The 16,798-nt window shown below is 74.7% G+C and carries 17 protein-coding genes; 10 read left to right on the top strand and 7 right to left on the bottom strand.

All coding sequences use genetic code 11. From position 1 onward, the window contains the following. Nucleotides 1-9 precede the first annotated feature (9 nt). Complete coding sequence (locus tag ASC82_RS14820; protein WP_056647230.1) at nt 10-1,098, bottom strand: adenosine deaminase; 1,089 nt, start codon at nt 1,096-1,098, stop codon at nt 10-12. 226 nt (nt 1,099-1,324) lie between these two features. Next, entirely contained in the window at nt 1,325-2,119 is a 795-nt protein-coding gene (locus ASC82_RS14815; protein WP_056647227.1) for a GntR family transcriptional regulator, read from the bottom strand. A gap of 202 nt (nt 2,120-2,321) precedes the next feature. Here ASC82_RS14815 and ASC82_RS14810 point away from each other — a divergent pair, with 202 nt between their 5' ends. The 4 genes from ASC82_RS14810 to ASC82_RS14795 all read left to right on the top strand — a co-directional run bounded on the left by ASC82_RS14810 (nt 2,322) and on the right by ASC82_RS14795 (nt 4,406). After that, a complete protein-coding gene (locus tag ASC82_RS14810; protein ID WP_056647224.1) occupies nt 2,322-2,576 on the top strand; it encodes a lipopolysaccharide assembly protein LapA domain-containing protein in 255 nt (84 codons plus the stop codon). Further along, nucleotides 2,573-2,926 (top strand): hypothetical protein, encoded by a 354-nt coding sequence (locus ASC82_RS14805; protein WP_056647221.1) that lies wholly within the window; start codon nt 2,573-2,575, stop codon nt 2,924-2,926. The genes ASC82_RS14810 and ASC82_RS14805 overlap by 4 nt, the downstream gene beginning before the upstream one ends. Nucleotides 2,927-3,016: 90 nt before the next feature. Continuing rightward, a complete protein-coding gene (locus ASC82_RS14800; protein WP_056647218.1) occupies nt 3,017-3,598 on the top strand; it encodes a GNAT family protein in 582 nt (193 codons plus the stop codon). A gap of 160 nt (nt 3,599-3,758) precedes the next feature. After that, nucleotides 3,759-4,406 carry a DUF6518 family protein gene (locus ASC82_RS14795; RefSeq protein ID WP_107105897.1) on the top strand — a complete coding sequence of 216 codons (648 nt, stop codon included), beginning with the start codon at nt 3,759-3,761 and terminating at the stop codon, nt 4,404-4,406. 111 nt (nt 4,407-4,517) lie between these two features. On the opposite strand, the gene ASC82_RS14790 is transcribed toward ASC82_RS14795, so the two are convergent. Next, complete coding sequence (locus ASC82_RS14790) at nt 4,518-4,850, bottom strand: DUF6204 family protein (RefSeq protein WP_056647215.1); 333 nt, start codon at nt 4,848-4,850, stop codon at nt 4,518-4,520. 111 nt (nt 4,851-4,961) lie between these two features. Between ASC82_RS14790 and ASC82_RS14785 the strand changes: the two genes are divergently transcribed. Beyond that, complete coding sequence (locus ASC82_RS14785) at nt 4,962-6,914, top strand: DUF5107 domain-containing protein (RefSeq protein ID WP_056647213.1); 1,953 nt, start codon at nt 4,962-4,964, stop codon at nt 6,912-6,914. 31 nt (nt 6,915-6,945) lie between these two features. On the opposite strand, the gene ASC82_RS14780 is transcribed toward ASC82_RS14785, so the two are convergent. After that, on the bottom strand, nt 6,946-7,782 hold the full coding sequence (locus ASC82_RS14780; RefSeq protein ID WP_056648557.1) for a methyltransferase domain-containing protein: 837 nt from the start codon (nt 7,780-7,782) through the stop codon (nt 6,946-6,948). A 90-nt stretch (nt 7,783-7,872) separates the two neighbouring features. Beyond that, the gene (locus ASC82_RS14775; RefSeq protein ID WP_056647210.1) at nt 7,873-8,433 is read right to left on the bottom strand and encodes a GNAT family N-acetyltransferase; all 561 of its coding nucleotides are present in this window, start codon (nt 8,431-8,433) and stop codon (nt 7,873-7,875) included. A gap of 192 nt (nt 8,434-8,625) precedes the next feature. Here ASC82_RS14775 and ASC82_RS14770 point away from each other — a divergent pair, with 192 nt between their 5' ends. The 3 genes from ASC82_RS14770 (at nt 8,626) to ASC82_RS14760 (ending at nt 12,320) form a co-directional block, all read left to right on the top strand. Then, on the top strand, nt 8,626-9,843 hold the full coding sequence (locus tag ASC82_RS14770; protein ID WP_056647206.1) for a sulfite oxidase: 1,218 nt from the start codon (nt 8,626-8,628) through the stop codon (nt 9,841-9,843). A gap of 103 nt (nt 9,844-9,946) precedes the next feature. Then, nucleotides 9,947-11,182 carry an aminotransferase class I/II-fold pyridoxal phosphate-dependent enzyme gene (locus ASC82_RS14765; protein WP_056647203.1) on the top strand — a complete coding sequence of 412 codons (1,236 nt, stop codon included), beginning with the start codon at nt 9,947-9,949 and terminating at the stop codon, nt 11,180-11,182. 64 nt (nt 11,183-11,246) lie between these two features. Beyond that, a complete protein-coding gene (locus ASC82_RS14760) occupies nt 11,247-12,320 on the top strand; it encodes an MBL fold metallo-hydrolase (protein ID WP_056647200.1) in 1,074 nt (357 codons plus the stop codon). On the opposite strand, the gene ASC82_RS14755 is transcribed toward ASC82_RS14760, so the two are convergent. Together ASC82_RS14755 and ASC82_RS14750 are read right to left on the bottom strand one after the other, a co-directional pair. Then, nucleotides 12,300-13,085, bottom strand: a complete 786-nt coding sequence (locus ASC82_RS14755; RefSeq protein WP_056647198.1) for a VTT domain-containing protein — start codon at nt 13,083-13,085, stop codon at nt 12,300-12,302. The genes ASC82_RS14760 and ASC82_RS14755 overlap by 21 nt on opposite strands. Beyond that, nucleotides 13,082-13,861: an MBL fold metallo-hydrolase gene (locus tag ASC82_RS14750; RefSeq protein ID WP_056647196.1), complete on the bottom strand. Its 780-nt coding sequence runs from the start codon at nt 13,859-13,861 to the stop codon at nt 13,082-13,084. The genes ASC82_RS14755 and ASC82_RS14750 overlap by 4 nt, the downstream gene beginning before the upstream one ends. A gap of 150 nt (nt 13,862-14,011) precedes the next feature. Between ASC82_RS14750 and ASC82_RS14745 the strand changes: the two genes are divergently transcribed. Then, a complete protein-coding gene (locus ASC82_RS14745) occupies nt 14,012-14,416 on the top strand; it encodes a recombinase family protein (RefSeq protein WP_056647192.1) in 405 nt (134 codons plus the stop codon). Between the two features lie 222 nt (nt 14,417-14,638). Further along, entirely contained in the window at nt 14,639-16,735 is a 2,097-nt protein-coding gene (locus ASC82_RS14740) for a phage holin family protein (protein ID WP_056647187.1), read from the top strand. Nucleotides 16,736-16,798: the final 63 nt, after the last annotated feature.

Genomic DNA, 16,798 nt, shown 5'->3' with positions numbered 1-16,798 from the left:
CCGGGCGGGTCAGAGCGCGGCGTACCCGGGACGGACGAACTCGTCGATCAGCCGCTGCCGCTCCGGCAGCGGCAGGAAGGCGGCGTCCAGGGCGGCGACCGTGAACTCCTCGAACACCTCGGGGCCGTAGCCGAAGGCGTCCACCATGTGCTGGAACTCCTCGCTCATGGTGGTGCCGGAGACCAGACGGTTGTCGGTGTTGAGCGTGATCCGGAAGCCGAGGCGGCGCAGCTCGTCGATCGGGTGCGAGGCGTAGTCCTTGGCGGCGCCGGTCTGGAGGTTCGAGGTCGGGCAGACCTCCAGGGCGATGCGGTTGTCCCGGACGTACGCGGCGAGCGCGCCGAGGGTGCCGTCCTCGGCGATGTCGTCGGTGATCCGCACGCCGTGGCCGATCCGCTCCGTGCCGCAGACCTGCACGGCCTCGTGGATCGACTCCGCGCCGACGGCCTCGCCCGCGTGGATCGTGAAGTGGCAGTTCTCCCGCTTCAGGTGCTGGAAGGCGGGGAGGTGGCGGGCCGGCGGGTTGCCGATCTCGCCGCCGGCTATGTCGAAGCCCGCCACGCCGTTCTCCCGGTGGGCGACCGTGAGCCGCGCGATCTCCAGGGAGCGGTCCGTGTGCCGCATGCCGGTGAGGAGCGTACGGACGGTGATCCGGCCGCCGGAGCGGCGCTCGCCCTCGCGGAAGCCGTCGTTCACCGCCTCGACGACCTCGTCGAGGGTCAGCCCGCCCTCCAGGTGCTGCTCGGGGGCGTAACGGATCTCGGCGTAGACGACGCCGTCCGCCGCCAGGTCCTCGGCGCACTCGGCCGCGATGCGGGTCAGCGCCTCGCGGGTCTGCATCACCGCGCAGGTGTGGGCGAAGGTCTCCAGGTACCGCTCCAGCGAGCCGGAGTCGGCGGCGTCCCGGAACCAGACCGCGAGCTCGGCCGGGTCCTCGGTCGGCAGCGCGGTGTAGCCGTGCTCCCGCGCCAGCTCGATGATCGTCGCGGGGCGCAGCCCGCCGTCGAGGTGGTCGTGGAGAACGGCCTTGGGGGCCCGGCGGATCCACTCGGAGACGGTGGCGGCGGCAGGCGTGGCAGGGTTGTCAGACAAGTGCATGGCGGGGAAGTGTACGCCACGGCCGACGGGAGTGCGGCTACGGCCGGGAAAGGGCGACGTTCGACGCTGTTCGAGGCGGGGTGGGGCCCGCCGCGACGCGGGGCGACGGCGTGGGTCGGGGGCCGTCTCTACCTGGGGCGAGGCCCGTCTCTACGTGGGGCGAGGCCCGTCTCTACGTGGGGCGAGGCCCGTCTCTACGCGGCACGGCGCCCCGTCTCCGTACCGCTCAGTGCGACTGGAGCACCGGCAGCGCGGGCGCACCCGTCGGCAGCATGTGCTTGGCGGCCAGGATCGGGGTCTCCCCGACCCGGACGACCTGGGTGACCAGGACGGCCGGGGTGTCCGCGGGGCGGCCCAGCTGGTCCCCGCGCCGCCGCCCGAGCAGCGTCGCCGTGATGCCGCTGTGCGCGCTCAGGGCCGTCTCCCGCGAGGCCGCGACCAGGACCGCGAGCATCGAGGCCGCGGGGGCGGTCCCGCCGCTCCGCGCGGTGCCCGCACCCTTCCCTGAGGCGGCGGGATCCGTGGCCCGCAGGGCGCGCGCGAACTCGGGGTGGACCCGGTCCAGCACGTCGTCCGCCGCCGCCCACTCGTGGCTCAGCGCCGCCGCCGTACCCTCCCCGGCCAGCACAGACTCCCAGAACCGCAGCTCGGCGCGGGCCGGGGCGAGCAGGTGCTGCGTAGTGAAGTCGGTGGGCTCCTCCACCGTCCGCAGCAGCGCCCGCACGCGCAGCGGCTCCCCCGCGCCGATGAGCTCCTCCAGCGGCTGGATCTGCTCGAACCCCCGCCGCGGCGGACGGTCGTTGACGGTCCGGCCGACCCCGCGGCGCACGGTCAGCACCCCGTCCTCCTGGAGCAGCAGCAGCGCCTCGCGCAGGGCGGGCCGGCTCACGCCCAGTTCGGCCGCGAGCTTCGGCTCGGAGGGGAGCGTCGAGCCGGGCGGGTAGGTGCCGTCGTGGACGGCGTCCGCGATCCGCTCGTACAGCGCCACGACCGGCCGCCGCCGCTGTCCGCTGACCGCCACGGCCGCCTCCTCGTGTGGTTCCCGCCGGTGTCCGGGACCACCGTAGTCGGCCCACGTTGTCTGACAAGTCACCCGTACGGCTCTTCCCACCGTCACGGTGAGGCTGGACTCACCCCATTCTGGTCCCACGGCTGGTCCCGCGGCGCGGGCCGGGTACGACCGACGGGCACCACCGACGGCACGACGGAGGAGAGGGCCGGGCATGAGTCCGAAGCAGACGTCAGGGGCGCCCCCCGCGGGCGGCACGTCCCGGTTCAGCGGAGCCTTCACCCCGGGCCGGATCGCGATGACGGTGGTCGCGGTCCTCACTCTGGTCTTCATCTTCGAGAACACCCGCGAGGTCAGGATCCGGATCCTCATCCCCGAGGTGTCCATGCCGCTCTACCTGGCGCTCCTCGCGACCGCCGTCCTCGGCGCCGCCTGCGGCTACTACGCCGCGGCCCGGAGGCAGAAGTGAGACGGGCCGCCGCGGTGGTCGCGACCGCCGTCCTCGCGCTCGCGGCCGTCGCCGTCTCCTCGGCCGAGGAACCCGCCGTGCCGGGCGAGGACGCCGGGGCGCGGCCGCCCATGCCGGACCTCCTGAGCGTGCCGCTCTGGAAGGTCTTCACCCGGCTCGACCGCCGGACCCGCCTCGACGTCCACGACGCGAGCGGACGGGACCGGCGGGTGCTGTGGCCGCCGAACTGGAGGGTGTGCACGCAGTACCCGGCGGCGGGCACGGAGCTCGACCGGCGGACGGCCGTCACGATCGGAGTCGTACGCAAGGGCGAGACCTGCCCGCACCGCGTCCGCACCGCCCGCCGCTGATCCGCCCGCCGCTGATCCGCCGGGTGCGGTCCGGCGGGCGTGGTGCGGGGGAGCGGGCCCGACCCGCCGGACTGGCTCTAGCCTGGGTCCATGCCCGACGATCTTGGACGTTTTCTCGCCGCCGGGCCCCGTGTGGGCCTGCGCCCCTTCTCCCCGGACGACGCCGAGGAGTTCACCGCCCGCGCCCGCGAGAGCCGCGAGCTCCACCGGCCCTGGCTGTTCCCGCCGTGCACGCCCGAGGCGTACGCCGGCTACGCGGGCGCGCTCGTCGGGGACCCGGCGCGCGCCGGCTTCCTGGTGTGCGAGCACACCGAGGGCGACCGGATCGCCGGCTTCGTCAACATCAACAACATCGTCCGGGGAGCCTTCCGCAGCGGCGCCCTCGGCTACGGGGCCTTCGCGCACGCCGCCGGACGCGGACTGCTCACCGAGGCCCTCGGCCTCGTCCTGGCCTATGCCTTCGGGCCCCTGGAACTGCACCGCCTGGAGGCGAACATCCAGCCCGGCAACACCGCCTCCCGCGCGCTCGTCCGCCGCGCGGGCTTCCGCCTGGAGGGCTTCTCGCCCGCGATGCTGTTCATCGACGGAGCCTGGCGGGACCACGAGCGCTGGGCGATCACGGGGTGTGACCAAGGCACGCGGCAGGCCGCTGTCCGCTGCGCGTCACGTTGACTACAGAGCAACGTGTCACTCGGCTCGCCGCTCGCCACCACATCCCCACAGGGCCGGGGTGGCGAGCGGTCACGGGAACGCGCCGTCGGCACCACGCATCCTTACCACTGCACCACGGGGTGTGAGCCACGCAGTCCGCGACAGAGAAGTGAGCACCACCATGAGCGCGTCCCCGGTCATCGCCTCGGCGCCCGATAGGAGCGGAAGAGCCTGGGGCCACGCGACGGCGTCGGCATTCGCCGGAGGACTCCTTCTCGGCGTCCTGACCAATCTGTTCCAGGGCTGGCTTCCGGGTACGTGGAATCAGATCGCCAACTCCGGTGCGGTCTGGTCCGTCGCCGCGTTCGTCGCAGGCGCGCTGCCGGCCCGGCAGGTCGGCTTGCCCGCGGCCGCCGTTGCAGGCCTGTTCGCCGAGTCCGGTCTCGTCGTCGGCTACTACGCCTACGCGGAGGTCGCGCGCGACGGCATGGGCTCTCTGTTCGCTCCCCTCGTCTGGCTCGGCATGGCGTTCATCGCCGGCCCCCTCTTCGGGGTGGCGGGCTTTGGATGGCGAGGCAACAGCCCGCGCCGGCGCGTCATCGGCCTTGCCGCCTTGGCGGGCGTCTTCGGCACGGAAGCCATCCACTACGCCTGGGTTCTGCACTACGTCTCCGAGGCATGGGCCTGCCTCGCCGTTCTGGTTCTCGTGCCGCTGCTCATGGGCCGCACCCACAGAGAACGCGCGCTGACCCTCCTGACCGCCATTCCCTTTTCGCTACTGGCCTACCTCGTCTTCTACAAACTGATCCTGACCACACTCCTCGGCTGAGAGTGCACGGGCGACGGGGAGGGGCGGCAGCGCCGTACAGGCGCAGGTCCGTACGTTCTCCACAGCGGATCGCGCCGCCTGGTCGGCCGCGGCCGACCGGGCCGCCGTGCGTCAGCGCTTGTAGTTGATCTTCATCGTGTCGAGGTCGGTCACCGTCGAGCGCAGCGCCTTGTAGCCGTGGCCGAGCTCCTTGAGCGCCGTCTCCACCCGGTCCTCCGCCAGGGCGCCCGCCATCTCGTCGCCGTCCGCCGCGTCGGAGACGACGACCAGCCGGTACGAGAAGTGCTTCAGCGTCCGGTCGTAGGAGAGCGAGCCCTCCTCCGTGAACTGCATCGCGGTCAGCCCGTGCGCGTCCACCTCGGCGAGCAGCCGGGTCCGGCTCTCCTCCGACAGCCCGTCGAACGTGCCGCGCACGATGACCCGGTAAGTGTGCTGCGTACCCATTCCCCGTACTCCCCGCTCCGCTGTTCCCCGCCGCCCGCGGCGGCACCGGTCTTCCACAGTACGGCGTGAGAGCCCCTGGTCAGGACGGGCCCCGGCGTGTTCCATGGGTGGATGACGACCGTACGACGTGCCGTACTGACGCTGCCCGCGGCCCCGTTGGGCCCGGACAACCCCCTGCCCGCCCTGCGGACCCACGACGGGACCCACGCGGTCGACGAACAGACCCTCGCGGAACTCCCGCGCGACATGGCCCGGGGCATCGGACGCGCGCCCCTGCGCAGCCTGCTGCCCGCCCCCGTACGGGACGGCTACGGGCGCGCCCGCACGCCCACCGACCTCGACGCGATCGTGATCGAGAACGACCGGCTCCGGGCGACCGTGCTCCCCGGCCTCGGCGGCCGCGTCCACTCCCTCCACCACAAGCCCACCGGGCGCGAACTCCTCTACCGCAACCCGGTGTTCCAGCCGGCCGCCTTCGCCCTCAACGGCGCCTGGTTCTCCGGCGGCATCGAGTGGAACATCGGCGCGACCGGCCACACCACCCTCTCCTGCTCACCCCTGCACGCGGCGGTCGTCCGCGCGCCCGACGGCGGCCCGATGCTCCGGCTCTGGGAGTGGGAGCGCCTGCGGGACCTGCCCTTCCAGGTCGACCTCTGGCTCCCGGAGGGCTCCGACTTCCTCCACGCGGCCGTCCGCGTCCGCAACCCCCACGAGCGGCCCGCCCCCGTCTACTGGTGGTCCAACATCGCCGTCCCGGAGGACCGTCGCGTCATCGCCCCCGCCGACTCGGCCTGGCACCACGGCTACGAACGGGGGCTGCGGCGCGTCGACTTCCCCGTCGCCGAGGATGGCGCCGACCGCTCGTACCCGCGCGGTGCCGACCACGCCGCCGACTGGTTCTACGACCTGCCCGACGGGCAGCGCCGCTGGATCGCCGCCCTCGACGCCGACGGCACCGGCCTCGTCCAGACCTCCACCGACCCGCTGCGCGGTCGCAAGCTCTTCGTGTGGGGCCGCGAGCGCGGCGGCCGGCGCTGGCAGGAGTGGCTCACCGAGCCCGGCACCCCCGGCTACGCCGAGATCCAGGCCGGCCTCGCCCGCACCCAGCTGGAGCACCTGGAGCTGCCGGGCGGCGCGGAGTTCAGCTGGCTGGAGGCGTACGGACCGCTCGCCGCCGAGCCCGCCGCGGCGCTCGGCGGCGACTGGGACGCGGCCCGCGCCGCGGTCGAGAGCGGCCTCGCGGCGGCGCTGCCCCGCTCCGCGGTCGACGCGGCGTACACGGCCTGGCGGGAGCAGGCCGCCGACGCCGAGCCGGAGACCGTCCTCGCCGTCGGCTCCGGTTGGGGTGCTCTCGAAGTCCTGCGCGGACAGCACGTGTTGCCCGGTACGCCCTTTCCCGAGTCGACGCTCGGACCGGAGCAGGAACCCTGGCGCGCGCTCCTGGACACCGGAGTTCTGCCGGTCCCCGAGAAGGGTGCCGCGCCCGGTGCGCCGCTGGTCTCGGCGCCCTGGCGGGACATGCTGGAGACCGCCCCGGCGGACCCGTCCACCGAGTACCACCTCGGCATCGCCCAGTGGCACGCCGGAGACCGCGCCCAGGCGGTACGGAGCTGGGAGCGCGGACTGCGCGAGGCCGCGGTGCGTTGGCCGCTGCTGTACTGCCTCGCCGTCGCCGACCGGGAGGACGGGCACCCGGCGCGGGCCGCCGAGCGGTTCGCCGAGGCCTTCGCCGACCATGCCGACCGGGCGGCCGAGGACGAGGTGGTGGCCGCCGCCCTCGGCCGGGAGGCCGTCGTCGCGCTCCTCGCCGCCGGACGGACCGGCCGCGCGAGGGAGTTGTGGGCACGGCTGCCGGAAGAGGTCCGGGAGAGGGGCGCCTTCCGGCTCCTGGAGGCCCGGCTGCTCCTCGCCGAGGGCAGGACGGGCGAGGCCCGCGCCGTCTTCGACGCGGGCTTCGAGGTCGCGGACCTGCGCGAGGGCGCCGAGATCCTCGGCGAGGTCTGGTCGGAGTGCACCGACGAACCGCTGCCGTTCGCCTACGAGTTCAGGATGCGCCCGAGCTGATGTGAGGTGGGGAGGGGCAAGGGTAGGGCCGTCAGGACACCCGGCACACGATCTCGCCGTGCGGGACCATGAACCAGGCGTCCTCCCGCTCGCCCCACTCCCGCCAGGCCTCCGCGATCGCCGTCAGCTCGGCGGCGGTCGCGTGGCCGCCGGAGACGGCCAGCTCCGCGTAGACCGAGGCGGTCGTCCGGTCCGCCCACAGGCCGCTCCACCAGGCCCGCTCCTCGGGCGTGGCGAAGCACCAGGTGCCCGCCGTCGTCGTGACGTCGGTGAAGCCGGCCTGGCGGGCCCAGGAGAACAGCCGCCGCCCGGCGTCCGGTTCGCCGCCGTTGGCCCGCGCGACCCGGTGGTACAGGTCCAACCACCTCTCCAGCGTGGGGCGTTCGGGGAACCACGCGAAGGCGCCGTAGTCGCTGTCGCGGGCCGCGACGACTCCGCCGGGGCGGCACACCCGCCGCATCTCGCGCAGCGCCTGGACCGGGTCGCCGACGTGCTGCAGCACCTGGTGGGCGTGGACGATGTCGAAGGAGTCGTCGGGGAAGTCCAGGGCGTGGACGTCCGCCACGGCGAACGCGACGTTCTCCAGGCCCCGTTCGGCCGCGACCGCCCGAGCCTTGTCCAGGACGTCCTCGGCGGCGTCGACCGCGGTGACCCGGCCGGGCGCCACCAGCGCGGCGAGATCGGCGGTGATCGTTCCGGGTCCGCAGCCCACGTCCAGGACGTCCAGGCCCGCGCGCAGCTGGGGCAGCAGGTAGGCCGCGGAGTTGGCGGCCGTCCGCCAGCTGTGCGAGCGCAGGACGGACTCGTGGTGGCCGTGGGTGTAGACGGCGGTCTCGTGGGCCGCGTTCGGGGCGGGGGCATGCGTCATGGAAGCGACTCCCTCGGTGTGGGTGCGTTCCTTCACCGTACGCACTCCCGCCGAATAGTGAGACCCACGTCTTGGAATGTGGACAGGGTGTCAGGTGAACAGCTCCCGCCGGTAACGGAGTTCCTCCAGCTCCCGCCCGCCGGTGACGTCACGGACGCTCGCGCCGTCGGGCCGCCAGCCCGCCGCCTCGTAGAACCGCCGGCCCCGCGCGTTCCCGGCGAAGACCCACAGGGCGGCGGTACGGAACCCGGCCACCGCGAGGGCCTCGGTGGACGCGGCCAGCAGCTCCCGCCCGACGCCCGTGCCCCACACCTCCGGCAGGGCGTACAGCGCGGCCAGCTCGGCCGTGGTGGCGGGGTCGGGCACACCGGTGGCGCCAGACCCGCCGGGCTCGTCGGAGGTCTCCTCCGGCCACGCCCGGAAGCAGGAGAAGGCCACCACCCGCCCGCCGTCTCCCGTTGCCAGGAGGACCGTGGGCCGGTCCGGGGCCGCCAGGCGGGCGCGCCACACGGCCGCCCGCTCCTCCGGGTCCAGGGCGTCCAGGTACGGACCCTGGAGCAGGTCGCTGTAGGCGGCCCGCCAGGACAGGACGTGTACGGCGGCGAGGGCCGCCGCGTCGTCTGGGGTCGCTTCACGTATCGCGGTCGTCATGCCGCATTCTCGGCCGGAAAGGCCGAGAACCGCCCCCGCATTTTCCTGCCCCCGCGTTTCCCGGTCACGCCCCGACCTGACGTATCCGTGTGTGACAGCACGATGAACGCACCGTCCAGGCCCCCTCCCCGCCCCTAGGATCGGCCGCGCCGCCGCCCGGTGGCCCACCCGCCCCACGTGCCGAGGAGTCCCGTGCCGTACTCGCCCGCGCCCGACCGCCGCTCCCTCCTGAAGCTGCTCGCGGCGGCCCCCGCGGTCTCCGCCCTCGGCGGGCTCGCCGCCGCCGCACCCGCCCGCGCACTCGCGGCACCCGCGAGCGGGGCCGCCGCGCCCGGGATCGTCAAGGCGCTCCCGCCCGAGTGGTTCACCGTCCGTGGCACCAACGCCGAGGCGCGGTTCGACTCCTTCGCGGACACCGGCCTCCTCACCCCCAACGACCGCTTCTTCGTCCGCAACCACACCACCACCCCCGTCCTCGACGCCGCCGACTGGCGCCTCACGCTCTGGGGCGACGGGCTCCACGGCCGCGCCCCCGTCCACTTCACCTACGGACAGCTCCGCGACCTGCCCTCCGTCACCCGAACGGCCCTGATCGAGTGCGCCGGAAACGGCCGCAGTCTCTACACGAGCCAGCAGGGCGAGCCCGTCACGGGCACCTCCTGGACCCTCGGCGCCGTCGGCGCCGCCCGCTGGCGCGGCGTCCGCCTCTCCGACGTGCTGCGACGCGCCGGGATCGCCCGCGACGCCGTCGCCCTCCAGCCGCGCGGCCTCGACGACCCGTACGTCTCCGGCGGCGTCGACTTCGGCCGGGTCCGCCGCCCGCTGCCGGTCGCCAAGGCCTTCGACGACGTCCTCCTCGCGTACGAGATGAACGGCGAGCCGCTCCCGTACGACCACGGCTACCCCGTCAGGCTCGTCGTGCCCTCCTGGGTCGGCATCGCCTCCATCAAATGGCTCGGCGACATCGAGGTCTCCACACGGCCGCTGACCTCGCCCTGGTCCACGGACTGGTACCGCCTCTTCGGCCCCGCCCACCCGTCCGGCGGCAGCGAGCCGATCGGCGTCCAGACGATCAAGTCCGCGTACGAACTCCCCTTCGGCGCCACCCTGGAGTCCGACCGCGTCCACCGGCTCACCGGCCGCGCCTGGTCCGCCCACGCGCCCGTCCGCTCGGTGGAGGTCTCCACCGACGGCGGGACCCACTGGCGGCGGGCCCGGCTCCTCGACACCCCGAGGCGCAACGGCTGGGTCCGCTGGACCGTGCCGTGGCGCCCCCACCGCACCGGCCCGGCCACCCTGCTGTCCCGTACGACCGACGCCGCCGGCAACACCCAGCCCGAGCGGGCCGTCCACAACACCCAGGGCTACCTCTTCAACGCGGTCGTACGCCACGCGGTGACCGTCGCCTGAAGCGCCGTACCAAGCCTGCTTGAGCGGCGAGATCGCCCGGATCTTCGTATAAAGGGCTCGGGGTGCCGTTCCGGTGCCCCCGTGCGCTCAGGAGGTACGGGACATGCGCCACACGGCTCCGGAAGCCCGCGGCCCGGTGCGCTACGGCCCTCCCGCGCCCGACGCGGGACTGCCCGTCCTCCCCGGGCTCGCCGCCCTCCTCGCCGCCGCGGCCGGACGTGCCGCCCCCGAGCCGCCCGGGGGCGGCCCCGTCCTGCGGGAGGCGGCGGCCGGCTACTGGTGGCGCCGCGGCCTGCGGACGCACGCCGAGGACGTCGTCGCGGCCCCCGGCGCCCCCGCCCTCCTCCTCGCCCTGCTCGCCGCGCACGGCGGCGACCTCCTGCTGCCGCGTCCCTGCCCCGCCTGGTGGACCCCGCAGGCCCGCCTCCTCGGCCGCCCCGCCTACCACGTGCCCACCCCCGCCGAATGCGGCGGCATTCCCGACCCGTACGCCCTCCTGGAGACGGTCAGGCGGGTCCGCGCCGAGGGCGGGGATCCCCGGGTCGTCATGCTCTCCGTCGCCGACGACCCCACCGCCACCGTCGCCCCGCCCGAGATCGTCCGCGAGGCCTGCGAGGCCGCCGTCGCCGAGGGGCTCCACATCATCAGCGACGAGACCTGGCGCGACACCCTCCACCACCCGCACGACACCGTGCTCCTGAGCCCCGCCGAGATGTGCCCGGACGACGTCACCGTCCTCGCCGACCTCGGCGGCGCCCCCCTCACCCCGGCCGCCTGGCCCTGTGCCGTCGCCCGCTTCCCGCCCACCGACCCGTCCCGCGCCGACCGCTGGACCGACCGCAGGGCCCGCGTCCTCGACGTGCTCACCGCCCTCGGCGCCGTCGTCCCGGGACCCGTCGCCCCCGCCGCCGCCCACGCCCTCGACGAACCCGAGGACGTGACCGTACGGGTCCGGCGCGCCGCCACCGTCCACGGCCGGCTCGCCGCCGCCGCGCACCGCACCGCCCTCGCCGCCGGGGCGCTGTCCCGGCCGCCGCAGGCGGGACGTCATCTGTACGTGGATCTCGGCAGGTTGAGGTCGGGACTCGCCGCCCGTGGCGTCACCGACTCCCTGGAGCTGGAGAGCCACCTGACCGCCCGGCTCGGCGCCCCCGTCCCCGGCGGCCACCGCTTCGGCGACGAACTGGGCGCCCTGCGCGTCCGGTTCGGCACCGAGATGTTCCTGGGCGCCACCGACGAGGAGCGCGCCGAGACCCTCGGCGCCCGAAATCCCCAAGAACTCCCACATGTGGCACGCGCGTTGGCGGACTTCGGAGGAGCCCTGGAGGAACTCCGATGAGCCGTACGTCCCCTCCCGTCCGCCCCACCCCTCCCGCCCGAGCCGCGCAGAACGGAGCCCGCAGATGACCGAACGGACGGCACACCCCGCCCAGGCCCCGTACCCCTCCGATCCCCCCGCGGCCCCCGCCCCCGCCCCGAATCCGGCTCAGACCCCCGCTCCGCCCCCCACCTCCCTGCTCCAGCCGATCGGCCGGCTGCGCGAGGACTGGCCCCGGACCTTCGTCGACCGGCTCACCGCCCCCCTCCCCGGCGTCCGCGCGATGGCCAGGCTGGCCCGCGAGGGCGCCGTGCGCCCCCGCCCCGAGGGCCTCCGCGACATCCCCCTGCTGCCCTTCGAGCCGGGGCCGCTGCCGCCCGCCGGACCCGACACCTTCGCCGTCACCTGGGCCGGGCACGCCAGTTGGATCCTGCGGCTCGGCGGGCTCACCGTCCTCACCGACCCCGTCTGGTCCCGCCGCATCTTCGGCACCCCCGCCCGGCTCACCCCGGTCGGGGTCCGCTGGGAGGACCTGCCGCCCGTCGACGCCGTCGTCATCAGCCACAACCACTTCGACCACCTCGACGCCCCCACCCTGAGGCGACTGCCCCGGCACACCCCGGTGTTCGTCCCGGCCGGGCTCGGACGCTGGTTCTCCCGGCGCGGGTTCGGCCGCGTGACCGAGCTCGACTGGTGGGAGGCGGCCGAACTCGACGGCGTGCGCTTCGACTTCGTGCCGGCCCACCACTGGTCCAAGCGCACCCTCCTGGACACCTGCCGCTCCCTGTGGGGCGGCTGGGTGCTCACCGACCCGTCGGGGCGGCGCGTCCACTTCGCGGGGGATACGGGCTACGGCCACTGGTTCGCCGAGATCGGCCGCCGCTTCCCCGGCATCGACCTGTCGCTGCTGCCGATCGGGGCGTACGACCCGCGGTGGTGGCTCAGCGACGTCCACACGGACCCGGAGGAGGCGGTCCGCGCCCATCAGGACCTGGGCGCGCGGCGGATGGCCCCCATGCACTGGGCCACCTTCGTCCTGTCCTCCGAACCCGTCCTGGAACCCCTCACCCGGGTCAGGGCCGCCTGGGACAAGGCCGGACTGCCCCGCGAGGACCTGTGGGACCTCCCGGTCGGCGCCTCACGAGTGCTCGCTCCCTGAAGCCCCTGAAGGGCCCGAGGCACCCGAGCCGCCCGAGCTGCCTGAAGCACCCGAGCTGCCCGAGCTGCCTGAGGCACCCGAGCCGCCTGAGGCGTCCGAGTCAACCGAAGCTCCCGAGGACCCCGCGCCGCTCCCCGAAGACCCCCGTATCCGCCGCCACAGCGCCGGGGCCGCGCTGAACAGCACCGTGAGGCCCACCGCCGCCACGACCCCCTGCCACGGCTCCGGGAAGAGCGAACCGCCCAGGATCCCGATCAGCTGGTACGTCGCCGCCCACGCCAGGCACGCCACCGCGTCCCCGCGTGCGAAGCGCCGCAGCGGCATCTCCGCGAGCAGGCACGCGAGCATCACCGGGATCCGCCCGGCCGGCACCAGCCGGGACAGCACGAGCACCGACACCTGATGGCTGTCGAGCCGCTCCTGCGCCTGCGCGAGCCGCTCCGGCGTCACCCGGCCCCGCAGCGCGGCCAGCCACCGCGAGCCGTTCCGGGAGCGGACGCCGCGCTGTCCGAGCCAGTACAGCGCGATGTCCCCCAGGAAGGCGGCGAAGGCCGCCACGAGGAAGACGAAGAGCAGTGACAGCGGCGAGGTCTGGTGGAAGGCGACCACCGCCGCCGAGCTGACGATGGCGCCCGTCGGCACGACCGGCACCAGCGCGCCGAGCGCCACGAGCAGGAACAGCGAGGGGTAGCCGACGGCCTGCTGCGTCGACTCGGGCGGCAGCTCGCGCACCGCCCCGGCGATCCGGACGAGTCCGTCGATCACCGGGCGACCTCCGGCCGCACCCGCTCGCCGTGGGCCAGCAGGTGCACCGCCACCTTCGGCGCGAGCCGTGCCGCGTGCCGGACGAACTCGTCCCCCGGCGCGTGGAACTCGTGCGGCCGGACCCCGTCGAGCCCGATCGGCCAGTACGTGCCGTAGTGCACGGGCACCGCCGCCGCGGGTGACAGTGCGGCGAGCGCCTCGGCCGCCCGGCCGGCGTCGAGGTGGCCGTGGCCCAGGTACGGCCCCCAGCCGCCCACCGGCAGCAGCGCCACGTCCACCGGGCCCACCGCCTCGGCCATCCCGTCGAAGAGACCCGTGTCCCCGGCGAAGTACGTCCGCGCCTCGCCCTCGACGACGTACCCGAGGGCGGGGGAGCGGTGCGGTCCGAGCGGCAGCCGCCGCCCGTCGTGGAGCGCCGGCACGACCCGTACCGTCACGCCCTCGACCGTCACCGTGTCGCCCGGCTCCACCTCGGTGAGCCGAAGCCCGTTCCCGTCGAGCCTGCGCAGCCCCGGTACGGCGGCGGGCGCGCCGCGCGGCACGACGATCCGGGTCCCCGGCGCGAGCCGGGCCAGCGAGGGCAGGTGCAGGTGGTCGGCGTGCAGGTGCGAGACGAGGACGGCCTCGGCGCGGGCGGCCTCGGGCGACGGCAGTTCGCCGCGCCGCCGCCGCAGGTGCGCGAGGCGCCGCGCGAACAGCGGGTCGGTGAGGAAGCGGACCCCGGAGTCCTCGACCGTGCAGGTCGCGTGACCCCACCAGGTGACCTCCACCGGCATGCCGCCTTCCGTTTCTCCGCCTACCGCCCCCGGGCTCCGGCCGCCGCGTCCCGATGTCCGCGACCGTTCCGTAACTCCGTAACGAGGGTAAATGTCCGGAGCGTGCTCCGGAGGATGTTCGGCCGTCCCGTTCCCCAGTAGGGTCGGTCCATGGACGACGTTCGGGTGGCGGCGATCGCCAGCCTCACCCCGCTCGAAGAGCTGGACAGCGACCCTTTCCTGGTGGACACGCGCGGCCAGCACGAGCTGTGCGCCCGCTGGGCCGTCGACAAGGGGTACGTACTCGCCCGCCGGCTGCTCTTCTACGGCATCCGTCCCGACCACGCGGCCCTGTGGGAGGACGTGGAGGCGGGCGAGGTCGACCTCTTCGTCGCCGCCAACGAGCGGGTCCTCGCGCGGGCGCTGACCTCGGTGCCGGGCTTCCGCGCCGAGTGCGAGCGCCGCGGGGTGCGGGTCGAGACCGTCGGCCTCGACGAACCGGCGTACGACACGGCGGCGAAGGCCGGCGTCCACCGCCGGCTCTCGATGCCCACCGCCGGGTACGACGGCTCCTGACCCTTCGCCATCGCGGGGTACGACTCCTCCCGCCCCTTCCGCACCGTGCGGCGCACAGGCACGCGACCTGACACACCCGGGCCTTCCGCCGTCACCCGTTTTCCGCCTTGACCGTGGGCGTTGTGCCACGCTTGGGGAAGGAAACGGGCGAAAGGTGAATCGGGCGTGGGAGACGGGCGATGGGGTGGCGCCGGCGGCTGGCGGACCGCGGGGAACGCGGTGATGCGGATGACCGTGGTCTGGGCCGTGTCCACCCTCACCATGCTCGCGCTCGCCGGACTGCTGCCCGACTTCGAACTCCAGTCCGCCGACGGCGACAGCATGACGAGGACGGCCGTCACCGCCGCCACCGCAGCGGGCGTCTTCGGTCTGCTCGGCGCACTCGTGTGGCCGCTGATCGTCCGTGCCCTCCTCCTCGTCCCGGCGCTCGTCCTCGGCGTGCTGGTCTTCTTCCTCAACGGCTCGCTGCTGCTCGTCGCGCTCTGGCTGATCCCCGACGGGCGCGGCGCCGCCAACCCCGAGACGGCCGTCGTGGTCGCCGCCGTCATGTCCGCCGTCGCCTCCGCGACCTCCACGGCGCTCGCCGTCCGCGACGACGACGCCTACCGCCGCCGCCTCTACCGGCTCACCGGCCGCACCCGGCCCCGCGACCCCGGCGACCCGCCGGAGGCCGACCCCGGCACCGTCTTCCTCCAGCTCGACGGCGTCGGCCACCACGTGCTGCGCGCCGCCGTCGCCGACGGGCTCATGCCGACCGTCGCCGGCTGGCTCGACGCGGGCCACCGGCTCACCCCCTGGCGCACCGACTGGTCCAGCCAGACCGGCGCCAGCCAGCTCGGCATCCTGCACGGCTCCAACGAGGATGTGCCCGCCTTCCGCTGGTACGAGAAGGACACCGGCCGGCTCATGGTGTCCAACCGCCCCGCGAGCGCCCTGGAGCTCCAGCGGCGGGCCGTGCGCCGCACCGGGGACGGCGGGCTGCTGACCGTCGACGGCGCATCCCGCGGCAACCTCTTCAGCGGCGGCGCGGACCAGCTCGCCCTGGTCCTGTCGATGGCCGCCCGGCGCGGCCGGCGCAACCGCTCCCGGGCCGGCTACTTCGCCTACTTCTCCGACCCGGCCAACGCGGTCCGCACCGCCGGCTCGCTCGTCACCGAGTGCGTCCGCGAGATGTGCCAGTCGACGCGGGCGCTGCTGCGCCGCGACACCCCGCGGGTCTCGCGCGGCGGCACGTACCCCTTCGTCCGCGCCTTCGCGACGGTCGTCGAGCGGGACGTGGTGGTCGCCGCCGTGATGGGGGACATGCTGGCCGGGCGGACCGCGGTCTACGCCGACCTCGTCGCGTACGACGAGGTGGCGCACCACTCCGGCCCGCACGGCCGGGACACCGACCAGGTACTGCGCCGCCTCGACCGCGCGATCGCGCTGATCGCGACCGTCGCCGAGCACGCCCCGCGGCCCTACCGGATCGTGCTCCTCTCCGACCACGGGCAGAGCCCGGGGGAGACCTTCGAGTCGGCGTACGGGCTCTCGCTCAAGGAGCTCGTACGGGCCGGGTGCGGGCTGCCGGTGCCGCGCCGCGTCCGGCGCACCCGCAGCGGTTCCGAGGCGCGCGACGCGGCCAGGGACGCGCTGCGCAGCGCCCTGCACCGGCCGCTGGACGAGAACGGCGAGACGGCGCGCGAGCTGCCGGCCAAGCCGTCCGAGCCGGTGGTCCTCGCCTCGGGCAACCTCGGTCTGATCTCCTTCCCCGACGTGCCGCACCGGATGACCCGCGAGGAGATCGACCGCCGCCACCCGGCGCTCCTGCGCACCCTCGCCCACCACCCGGGCGTCGGCTTCGTGCTCGTGGCGAGTGCCGAGCACGGCTCGCTCGTCCTCGGCCGCGACGGCGTGGAGGTGCCGGTCGCGGAGCTCGCGGACGAGGGGCCGCTGGCCGTCTTCGGGCGGGGCGCGGCGGACGCCGTGCGCCGTACGGACGGCTTCCCGCACGTCGCGGACGTCATGGTCAACTCGATGTACGACCCGGCGACCGGCACCGTGCACGCCTTCGAGGAGCAGATCGGCTCGCACGGCGGGCTCGGCGGCGAGCAGTCGCACCCCTTCCTGCTGTCTCCGCCGGAGCTGTCGGCGCCGGTCGGCGCGGGGGAGGAGCTGGTCGGCGCGGAGCGGGTCCACCGGGTGCTGCGGCGCTGGCTGCGCGAGTCCGCGGGCCCGCAGGTGCCGCTGGGACCGGCGCTGGAGATTTCCCCGCCCACCCGCCGATCGGAATCAGATCTTCCGGTTGGTGACGGGGTCGCACGGGACAAAAACCGCTGATTTGGACGCTTGTTCGTCGTTACCGGACGATGTCCGCGCTTGTACGACGGAAGGCGCACCACC

The sequence above is a fragment of the Streptomyces sp. Root431 genome, from assembly GCF_001426585.1.
In the GTDB taxonomy this organism is placed as follows: domain Bacteria; phylum Actinomycetota; class Actinomycetes; order Streptomycetales; family Streptomycetaceae; genus Streptomyces; species Streptomyces stackebrandtii.
This window is presented reverse-complemented; position numbering and strand designations above follow the sequence as displayed.